This window comes from Mesotoga sp. (assembly GCF_035363035.1).
Classification (GTDB): Bacteria; Thermotogota; Thermotogae; order Petrotogales; family Kosmotogaceae; genus Mesotoga.
On the sequence record NZ_DAOSEH010000094.1, the window covers coordinates 1 to 7793 of the forward strand.

The 7793-nt window shown below is 49.1% G+C and carries 4 protein-coding genes and 1 pseudogene; 1 reads left to right on the plus strand and 4 read right to left on the minus strand.

Annotated elements, in window-relative coordinates:
- The 4 genes and pseudogenes from PKX57_RS10490 to PKX57_RS10505 form a co-directional block, all read right to left on the minus strand.
- A pseudogene (locus PKX57_RS10490) lies at positions 1-772 on the minus strand (ABC transporter permease); the annotation flags it as partial.
- The gene (locus PKX57_RS10495) at positions 769-1809 is read right to left on the minus strand and encodes an ABC transporter permease (RefSeq protein ID WP_472417197.1); all 1041 of its coding nucleotides are present in this window, start codon (positions 1807-1809) and stop codon (positions 769-771) included. The gene PKX57_RS10495 and the pseudogene PKX57_RS10490, both read right to left, overlap by 4 nt.
- Positions 1810-1867: 58 nt before the next feature.
- Complete coding sequence (locus PKX57_RS10500) at positions 1868-4327, minus strand: ABC transporter substrate-binding protein (protein WP_472417199.1); 2460 nt, start codon at positions 4325-4327, stop codon at positions 1868-1870.
- Between the two features lie 520 nt (positions 4328-4847).
- A complete protein-coding gene (locus tag PKX57_RS10505; RefSeq protein WP_472417201.1) occupies positions 4848-6689 on the minus strand; it encodes an alpha/beta fold hydrolase in 1842 nt (613 codons plus the stop codon).
- Positions 6690-6878: 189 nt separating this feature from the next.
- On the opposite strand from PKX57_RS10505, the gene PKX57_RS10510 reads away from it, so the two are divergent.
- Positions 6879-7658: a GNAT family N-acetyltransferase gene (locus PKX57_RS10510; RefSeq protein WP_213923051.1), complete on the plus strand. Its 780-nt coding sequence runs from the start codon at positions 6879-6881 to the stop codon at positions 7656-7658.
- The last annotated feature ends 135 nt before the right edge of the window (positions 7659-7793 follow it).

Here is a 7793-nt window from a genome sequence, read left to right on the forward strand (position 1 = left end):
CGGCCAGCACTCCGCTCCAGATGTCTCTCTTCGAGTTGTCTGTACCCAGTATGCCGAAGACCCTTCCGGCAACGTTCAAATAAACTTTATCTACTCTTTCGTCGGCTTTCTGGAGCATCAGGGTGGCTTTCACTTTGTAAACACCGTTCAAAGCCGATGGAGCTCTAAACAGCCCTTTTTGGGCTTTAGAGAAGATAACGTCCGTCGTCTTTACCGTCTGAAGAGGGATCCCATCAACAGAGTCGTACTTTCTCCCAAAGTTATAGGCGGCACTTTGACTGGACTTGTCTATCGCAACTCTTATCTCCTGAGAGCTGTTCATTTCCATTTGTTTTCTGAATAGATCCAGAGTTAAACCATCGGGCCTCTCTATAGCCAGGATGACGGTCGGCTTTCCGGTTCCCTCCGCGTGGAAAATTAGATCCGAAGGCGCGACTCCGGCCTTATAGTCGTACTCGAAAACATACTCGAGTATTTTCACAGTACCGGCAGCCTTTTCATTTAGGGTGTATTCTCCTATAGATTCCGATACCGCGCGCTTCTTTGAAGTGAAGAGATTCGTCCACTCGGGGGCGGCGCTGGAAGGCAGATCCTGCCAGAAGGTGATGTCCCTCCACTTGTTGTTCACCTGCGGAAACGGTACTATGAAACGCTCAAAAAACAGAATGAACAGGAATATACCGAGAAAGACGATGCCGACAATTCCGGACTTCACCTTTCTGAATTCATTCCAGAAATCTTTTATAGAATTCTTTATATCGATCCACCTCATGCCTTACCACCAACCTTGATCCTGGGATCGAGCAGCCCGTATATGAGATCCAGAATGACCAGCCCGCTTATGTACAGTCCGGTAGTAACGGCGAGATTGCCCATGAGTACCGGGACGTCGTTCTGCTGAAGGGCGAACCAGAAGAGGTTCCCCATTCCCGGCCATGAGAAGATTCCCTCGAAGACTATGTTTCCGGAAACCGATGCCAGAAGCGCCAGAAGCGACATCGTCACTATGGGAGGGGCGGCCGTTCTCATCGTGTGACCGTAGAGAATCTTGCGCTCTGGTATCCCTCTGGCCCTGGCCGCCATTATGTAGTCTTCCTGGAGGACTCCCAGGACAATGTTTCTGGTGAGGAAGGCTCTTCCCCAGAAGCCTAGAACGACCAGTGTGAGAACGGGAAGCGCAAGGTGGTAAATGAGGTCGAAGAAGTATGCGATCCCTTCCGGTGGAGGTGTCGAGTGCAACCCTCCGGAAGGAAATATTCTTATCGTATATGCGAAGAACATTATCATCAGCATTCCCAGCCACCACGAGGGCATGCCGAAAACGATCATCGTACCGACCGATGTGCTCTTGTCGAGAACGCCACCGGCCTTCTGCGCCTTTTTGAGACCCAGCCAGACACCGATTATGATATCGACGAATATCGCCACCGTAAAGAGAAGCAAAGTGTTGGGAATCGCTTCAGAAACTATTCTCCAGACACTTCTGCTTCCATCTGCAGATCTTATCAGGGTCGAGTTGCCAAAATTGAAAGTCAGAGTATCCCAGGTGCGCCATACAACTCTCTCGCTCACCGGTCTATCGAGCCTGTAAAGCGAGTAAAGCTCGGCCTTTCTAACCACTACATAGTCTTGCATTTGCTGTGCGCTTCTGTTTGTCATACGCATCGTTTCGCTTCGTACCTGCTCCTCTATCTGGGCCCTAAGGGTTTGTTCCATAACAGTGTTGAAGAGAGCAGAGAAGACAAATACCAGGATAGCATACATTAGCAGACCGTACAGAACTCTCTTCAAAGCATATTTCCAGTACATATTGCACCTCAGAAGAATGATAGTACCCCTTTCGGGGTACTATCATGAATGGTATTTATCAGTAAAGCACGACTTGTGCGGAAGCGGAGGCTGGTACGGCTCCTTCGAGAGAAGCTATGGCCATTACGTTATAGGAACCCGCCGCAAGGCCCTCGAGTGCGCTTGCCGGGATTACCGCCTCAAAGAAACCGTCACCGACAAATGTCGCATCGAAACTGAACTCGCCTGTGTCGGTTATCAGCGTAACTACGACCGATCCCTTTGTGGCTGGAACAGCGGTGTCTTCCGGATATAAAACTTCGGAGACATCTACGACCACATTGATATCCATTCCGAAAGTAGATATGGCTGGAACGTCGAGGTGGTCGATTCTCAACCTAGTCGCCCTGAGGTATTCCTTCCAGTACCCCTTCTCATACGGATAGGTTGGATCTCTGAAGGCTCTCAGTTCGGCGAAGTTAGAGGCTGTGTCGAACTTTGCCAGATAGTACTGGCCGTTGCTTATATAGGCGTGACCGTACTTGTCGATAAAGTTAAGCGCAGCGTTGTATCTGGCGAGCACTTCTTCCTCGGTCACGAAACCCTTGATGTAGTTAGGTATGTACTTTCTATCGATCATTTCCTTCAACTTGGCCGCGATATCCTTAACACAGCTCGGAGAAAGGACATCGACTTCCGTGACCGCCGGATCCCTGGTGATGGCGTAGGTAGTTCCGGACTGGCTTCCCTCCGTTATCATAAGCGCAAGTGCCTCTATGATTTCCCAGGCGCAACCGACTGGCTGACCGGAGGCCGATACGCTGATTCCAGGTGCACCCCAGCCTGCAACTCTCTCTTTACTGGCCGGGAAGTTGTAGTTGAAATACACGGTTATGGTATCGTCGGGATGGATTACCCAACCGATTAATGTATCCTGCTGTTCTTTGAGCTTCGATGAATAGCCCTGTTCGTACAGAGGATCGTCATCGCCTTCCTTGTTTGCCCACTCGTTGAGAAATCCCTGGGCATACAGGAAATCTGCTATTGTTGTTGGCTGTCCGTGATGGAAATTGCCGAACTTGAATTCATAGGTTGCCATTGACATTGATTTGTGGCCTTCACCGACCTCGACCCATTTTTCACTAACAGGGTCGTAGTTGATCGCATTGGCTGGAACATCGAAGTCACCGACCACGTTACCCTCTTCGTCCCTTCTGACCTTAGTATCGACCTCGATTGGAATAGCTCTAAGAGGAGTTTGTATGGCTGAAGCTGGGCTTTCGAACATCGCCGGATCGTATAGGTTCTCTGCGATCGCACTGGAATAGGTACTGCTGAAACCGTCGGTCCCTATCGGATCCCAGGCATCCATGAACAGCGAACCCATAGCCGAGAAGAGCGTAACAAATAGAACTCCGTCTTGCGTTTTAGCCGTTTTTATCGACCAGCCGTTCAAACCGTCGCCGAGGCCATAGGCAAACCTGTCTACCAGCCTGGCCGCGTTTGCAGTAAAGAAGTCCTGCTGGTTGACAACGTATATCCTCACCGCCTCTTCAAGTCCCAGTTCGAGACCTCTGAGAGCCAGTTCCCAGTATTCGTCTTCGGTGAGGAAGTTTCCGGTGTAGGCCTTCATGGTAACCTCGTCTATCTCGTCCTGAACGTAGTTCCAGTAACCTTCTGTCTGGTTGCCGGGCATGTAGCCGTACCATGGAGCGTACATCTGTGCCACTATGTGTTCCCAGAAAGCTCTCGTCGCGCCTGCACCCCAGCCTTCGGTGTACATCTGCCAGACTAGATCCTTGGGATCGCTTCCGCCATAGACTGTTGTTCCAGCCTTGCTTCTGTCCCAGAGAAGTTTCTCGACCTTCAGACCGGCCTTTTCAAGCTGGTTGGAAACGTATTCTCCAAGTCTCAGACGACCGTTGGGATCATCTACTCTGATTATGAACTTTATGGTAACCGGCTCGTTGTTGAAGTACCAGAAACCATCGGCCTTCTTTACAAGTTTGCCCGCGTTTGCAGGAAGCTCTGCAGCAGCCTGCATAGCTTTAGTTATCTCTTCGATTGCCAGAGTCTCGTTTCCCTCGGCCGTGAATCCGAACTTGGTAGCCAGCAAATTGTACTTGTAAGTTCCAGGTTGACCTTCAGTGGCCATGGTGAAGGCCGGGAAGCCTGCTCCGCCAAGGATTTCGTCGGTGACGAACTGCCTGTTGATCAGGAAGTTCATGGCGAATCTTACTTCCTTGATAGCAAAGGCGTTGAAAACTTCCTTGCCGGCCACTTCGAGAGTGTATGGTGCTTGGTTGGGTACGGGGTTCATCAGAAGCGACCATGAACCGGACGGTACAGTGTATAGATCTAGTTTGTCTCTAGTCGCCTGGTCGAGACCGAAAATAACCGGACCCGGGACCCCATACATGAAGATGTCTGTCATACCTTCTGCTGTGTCCTTCAGCGCGATCTCCTCTTTCATTCTCACATTGAAATAGACAATGTCTGAAATCGGACCTTTCTCCACGGCAAAAGCAAAAGATGCCATAACCATGGAGACTAACAGTAAGACTAACGTTAACCTCTTACTCAAGGTACTTCGCCCCCTTTGTTTCGAGATTTTTCTGGTAAATATACCAGAGTTTTCCTTCCTTATTGGTGTGGACAAAAAGATAAGAATGAAAAGATATAACGGTTTTTGCTACAAGACTGCTTACAGAGTAACCATTCCCTTTCAATTGTTGAACTAGTTGGTACCTGTATATTATTATATACCATTCAACCCAAAAACCTAGACAGGGGTAGGATATGGATGCGCTGTTGATTGTTGGCGGTACGTTATTGGTAAGAGTCGTGAAAGAGTGTCCAGAGTTCGCTTGAGAACCGTTGAGAGTGGAGCATGGAGAGTTATGGGAAAGATCGAGACGCTCGCTTCGCTCACGAGAAGGCGAAAAACAAGAGAGAAAGAGCATCGAGAGTTCGCTCCGCTCACGAGAAGGCGAGAATTCTCTCTCTTTCTCTCTCCTTCTCTCTCTTTCTCTCTCGCTCTTTTGAAGGACGGCTCTTCATTATTCTATTTGCAGCGTAATCCTGTAAGTATCTATTGGTTGATCGGGCGACGCAGGACTTCCATAAGACATCTCCAGAACGACCTCTCCTCTCTCTACGGTTTTAAAGTAGAAAATTGAATATCCGACTTCTTCAACGTATTCGATGAAGGGATCAACGAGGAGTTGCAAATGTCGTGGAAGTCCCTCGCGTAAATACCAGGTTTCGTCGCTGGATGAACCGCTCTTCAATTTTAAAATCAGCATTTGGTCAAGTTCTAGAGCTATATAACGATCGTGGTCGCTGTCTCTGGCAACGTAAATGTTATGAACGGGTTCGGCCACTGTTATCGTCGCCCCGAAGGTCCTCTCGGGAGGTGCTTCCTCCCAGGGCCTTCCATATGAGAATTCTATGTAGGCGGTTCCGTAGTTGATACCCTCGAAATAGTAACGCTGCTGAACGGTCCCGCCGACGGCCGGGGTGTTTTCGGGTATCGAATACTCGTTTTCCTTCGTCTGACGGAGGATAGAAGAGGTAGTGGAGGTTATCCTCCATGACATACCAGTTCCTGTTGTCACGTTCAGTGAAACCTCCAGAGGTACGGCCAGATCTACCGAGAAACTCTTCCCGTTACCGGACTCATCGATCGATAGAGCCTCCCTTTCCTGAAGCGGTACAGAGATTCCGATCCTGTAGGTCCTTATCGGTTCATCGTTCCAGCACGAGCAATAAGACAGAGAAATATCGGCCTCTCCGGGGCCTATCACCCTGAACTGAAAGACCTGGTAGCCGCCGCCGGTCGTTCCCGGTTCTTCGTAGAACGGGTCGGAGAGAAGTCTCAAGACCCGTCCGTCGAACTCCTCTAGCTTCCAGGAGTAACCGGTTCCCGGACTCGAAGGGAGTGAGACGCTGAAATCACGACCAACTTCAAGGTCCATATCGACCCCGTTGTCTTTCTCACCGAGCGAGACAACTCCCGAAAGAGTATCAACGGCTTTTCCAGATGAATCAGGCGCAGGGCTGTTCTCGTGTTCAGCTTCAACTCTCCGGAGGAAATCTCCGACTATCATGTTGAACCCCTCACTCTCTTCAAGCATGGGAAAGTGTGCGCTGTTTATGAATGTGACGAACTCGCTCGTCGGAGAGAGTTTCTGGTAATCTATGATTTTATCGACTCCTGGAAAATTGTACAGGCCTGTGCAGATAAGTATCGGCATTCTGAGATCGGATAGACCCGACGAGATATCCAGCCCCCTCAACTTACCGGTTACTACCGGTCCGTCACCCCAGAACTGATTGTAAGTGTCGCGGCATACGTCCTCCACGGTCGTCTTCAGTTTTGCCTCTATATCGCCTCTGTAATTCAAGAAAAGCAGCTTCAACTTATCGGGTTCGGTATCGTTCTGGAGAGCATGTTCTTCGAGCAGCAGATCTAGCTGAGGAATCGAGAGAATTGGATTCACAAGCACCAGGCTCGACAGTCCAGCCGGTCTGGCCAGAGCGTAATAAACGGCTACCAGACTTCCAAAGCCGTGTCCCACCAAATGGAATCTCTCAAGTTCCAGTTCGTGAACGATCGCCGACAATTCGGATATGTAATACTCCACGCTCAAATCTAAGGAGCCGGCGTTGCTGGATTTTCCTATTCCGGGCGAATCGTAGAAAACCGTTTTTCTTGCTGGAAGTATGTCTTCGAGATATCGATTGCTTATTCCCGGTCCGTCACCTATCACAACGATGGGAAGGCCTTCGGCTTCGTTGATTCTGAAGAATATCTCATTACCGTAAAGCTCTATACTCCCCGTGGTGGCGGCCACAGCGACCACCATAAAAAGAAAAAGAACTAAAGATACTTTATGCAATTGAACCTAACCTCCCCTGATGAATGGACATCGGTACAGTAAAATTATATAACGTGCTGAGGTTAGCTTCTTTGCCGGGGGTGATATGTCCGGTCAAAATCAACCGGTTGTCACATGAACTTGAAAATAATGCAGCGATAATATACCCTATTCTCATGCGACAAATGACGGATGTTGGGTGTGATAAGAATGAGAAGGATCTCCGGCAAGGAATGGAAGATGTTGATTCCCTTTCTGTCTGTGGAGAGGGAGTTCAACGTTTTTATGATCGGCGACATCGAGAATACTGTGCCAGAGGCCGAACACATGGAAATTTTCATCGATGGCGAACTTGAGAATCCCACAGGTGTTCTTCTAAGATATTACAGGTTTTTTGTCGTCTATTCCAGCGAAAGAATGGATCATGCTGAAGCGGCGGCGATCATAAAGGATTTTGGGAAGGGTATCGCATTGAGCGGGAAGGCAGATTGTATAGATGCTATAGCTACCCATTTGAGGGAGATCACGAAGGAAGAAGCCACGATGCATCTTGCAGTTCTCAAAGAGCCTAACCTTGAGAAGAACGACCTGCCAATCAGGAGGGCGACAATGAGCGATGCTAGAGAGCTTCTGGCTCTCCTGAATTCGATAGAAGAGTTTCAGGCGACCGAAGAGGAATCCTTTCTCTCTTCGCTCGAGAGTGGAACGTCCAGAAGATATATCGTAGAAATGAACAGCAGAATAGTTTCTACGGCCACCAGCACCGCGGAGACTTCCGATATGGCTATGATCATCGGAGTTGCGACTCACAAAGACTACAGGAAACAGGGACTGGCCTCCAAAGTTATGTCTAGACTCTGCTCGGATCTGCTGGCTTCGGGAAAGACTCCTTGTCTGTTCTATGATAACCCCGAAGCCGGAAAGATCTACAACCGGCTTGGCTTTCGCGAAATCGGGAAATGGAAGATACTGCGTCTCAAAAAAGACTGATCCTTGACGATATTCAACGGTCTGGGTCACGTACATTAAGACTTCATAGGTCGTCCCTCTCTTTGATGATAAAATCGGAGTGAAGAGATCAAGCGAGGTGCATTGATGGAAAGAAAAGATATGTCGGCTATGGAA

Bases quoted from the DNA above. Each gene is read 5' to 3' on its own strand.
- PKX57_RS10495 (WP_472417197.1), bottom strand. From the start codon at position 1,809: ATGTACTGGAAATATGCTTTGAAGAGAGTTCTGTACGGTCTGCTAATG.
- PKX57_RS10500 (WP_472417199.1), bottom strand. From the start codon at position 4,327: ATGGCATCTTTTGCTTTTGCCGTGGAGAAAGGTCCGATTTCAGACATT.
- PKX57_RS10510 (WP_213923051.1), top strand. From the start codon at position 6,879: ATGAGAAGGATCTCCGGCAAGGAATGGAAGATGTTGATTCCCTTTCTG.